The organism is Terrabacter sp. P5_B1 (assembly GCF_056400505.1).
Map to the genome: position 1 here is coordinate 1 of NZ_JBFULD010000467.1, position 2,358 is coordinate 2,358.

3 protein-coding genes are annotated in these 2,358 nt (G+C 73.4%); 1 reads left to right on the forward strand and 2 read right to left on the reverse strand.

Annotated elements, in window-relative coordinates; genetic code table 11:
* Positions 1 to 687 (reverse strand): LemA family protein (locus AC1DP0_RS20930; protein WP_478088321.1); only part of this gene is annotated, 687 nt, incomplete at its 3' end.
* Between the two features lie 206 nt (positions 688 to 893).
* On the opposite strand from AC1DP0_RS20930, the gene AC1DP0_RS20935 reads away from it, so the two are divergent.
* The gene (locus tag AC1DP0_RS20935) at positions 894 to 1,574 is read left to right on the forward strand and encodes a hypothetical protein (RefSeq protein ID WP_478088323.1); all 681 of its coding nucleotides are present in this window, start codon (positions 894 to 896) and stop codon (positions 1,572 to 1,574) included.
* Here AC1DP0_RS20935 and pyrE read toward each other — a convergent pair.
* A complete protein-coding gene (gene pyrE / locus AC1DP0_RS20940) occupies positions 1,538 to 2,095 on the reverse strand; it encodes an orotate phosphoribosyltransferase (protein WP_478088327.1) in 558 nt (185 codons plus the stop codon). The two genes, AC1DP0_RS20935 and pyrE, sit on opposite strands and share 37 nt — an antisense overlap.
* Between the last annotated feature and the right edge of the window lie 263 nt (positions 2,096 to 2,358).

Here is a 2,358-nt window from a genome sequence, read left to right on the forward strand (position 1 = left end):
GGCCTGCGGCAGGGCTCCCGGGACAGCTCCGGGCTGGGTCGACGGGCCGCCGACGGCACCGGGCTGGGTCGAGGGCGCGACGGCCGGCGACGCCGGGCCACCCGACACGTTGCCACCGGTGCCACCGGTGCCGCCGAAGGAGACGTCGGGGACGACGGCCTCGGTGGCCGGGGCCTCGAAGTACTCGGCCCGCTTCACGCCGGCGATGTTGGCGACGACGTTGGAGGGCACCGACTCGACCTTGGTGTTGAGGTCGCGGACGAGCGCGTTGTAGTAGCGGCGCGAGCTCGCGATGCGGTCCTCGGTGCTCGTCAGCTCCTGCTGGAGGGCGAGGAAGTTCTGGTTGGCCTTGAGGTCGGGGTAGGCCTCGGCGACGGCCATCAGGCGGCCGAGCGCCTGGCTCAGCTGACCCTCGGCCTGGGCCGCGGCGGCGGGCGTCGGGGCCCCGGACATGGCCGCGGACCGGGCGGCCATGACCTCCTCGAGGGTGCCGCGCTCGTGGGCGGCGTAGCCCTTGACCGTCTCGACGAGGTTGGGGATGAGGTCGTGGCGGCGCTTCAGCTCGACGTCGATCTGGCGCCAGCCCTCCTCGACCTTGTTGCCCAGGCCGATCAGCCCGTTGTACATGACGACGCCCACCACGGCGAGGAGCACGACGAGGCCGAGCAGGATCCAGACGATGATCATGGCTTCTCCCGAGAGTCAGGGGCGGTCAGTGTGCCGATCCTAGTGCTGCGCACGCGGGCGCGGACCGGGCCGCTGGTGCGACGGCCACCCCCGGGCGGGGGTTCCGGTCGGCCCTCGGCTGTCGCCCGCCGGACGTAGCGTGGCGCCATGACGACGAGCACGGACGGCTGTCACGAGCCTGGTCACGACCCTGCCCGGGTCGTGGCGTGAGCACCACACCCGCCCCGGCGCGCAACCGGGTCGACCCCTTCGGCGACGTCGTCGCCGCTCCGGGCCGAGGGACCTGGACGGGCAACCGGGGCCGCCTGCACGACGGCGCCGGCACCCGGGACGTCCGGCGTCACCATGTCGGTCGCGCCTGGATCACGTGCGCGCTCGAGTTCAGGGGTCGCCGCGTCCGGCAGTGGGACCCGCAGCACTACACGCCGCTCTTCTTCCTCGACGAGGCGCTCGCCCTGTCCGCGGGCCATCGTCCGTGCGCCGAGTGCCGCCGCACGGACTTCGTCCGTTTCCGCGACCTCGTGTCGGCCGCGCACGGCACCGGCCCCCTGCCCGCCGTCGAGCTCGACGGGCTGCTCCACGACGAGCGGTGGGACCCACGCCGGCGCACCCGGCGGCTGCACGCCTACGCCTGGGACGACGTGCCCGACGGCGCCTTCGTGCTGCTCGGGTCGGGTCCCGCCGTCGTGGCCGGCGCCGGGCTGGTGCGGTGGCAGGCCGACAACACGTATGCCGTGTCGCCGGTCGAGCGGCCCCGTGCCGGCCGCGCGGCCGTGATCACGCCGCCGTCGTCGGTCGAGGCCCTGCGTGCGGGCTACCCCGTGGACGTCGGGTCCCGCGCGGACGCCGCTCAGGCGAGCCCGAGCTCGTCCAGGGAGAACGCGTAGCGGTACTCCACGCCGGCCTCGGCCGTGATCTTCTCGCCGGCGCCCGTCGCGCGGTCGGCGATCGTCGCTACGGCGACGACCTCGGCACCGTCCTCGCGGGCCGCCTCGACCGCAGCGAGCGGGGACGCACCGGTCGTGGTCGTGTCCTCGACGACGAGCACCTGACGGCCCTTGATCGACGGCCCCTCGATGCGCTGCTGGAGACCGTGCGCCTTGCCGGCCTTGCGAACGACGAAGGCGTCGAGGCGCGCGCCGGCAGCCGCGGCGGCGTGGAGCATCGACGTCGCGACGGGGTCCGCACCCAGCGTGAGGCCACCGACCGCGGCATACGTGAGGTCCTTGGTCAGCTCGCGCATGACGATGCCGACGAGGGGCGCGGCCTCACCGTCGAGGGAGATGCGGCGCAGGTCGACGTAGTAGTCGGCCTCCTTGCCCGAGCTGAGGGTCACGCGACCGTGCACGATCGCCTTCTCCTTGATGATCTCGAGCAGACGGGCACGGGCAGCGGCAGTGTCACTGATGGTCACGAGGCTCCATGCTAGGGCGCACTCCACCAAGGAACGTATGCCGCACTCCGTCGATCGGTGGGTGGCACGGGGCGCGTCCGTCGGCACACTGAGGAGTTAGGTCCCGGCAGGCTGGAAGGACGAGTCATGGCTCCCCTGCACCCCCCCGCTCGACGAGCCGCCCTCGCCATCAGCTCCGTTGTCGTGGGCCTGGGCCTCGCCGCCAGTTCGATGGGCGCCGCCTCGGGCGCCGCCGCCTACCTCTACGTGGGAGGCGG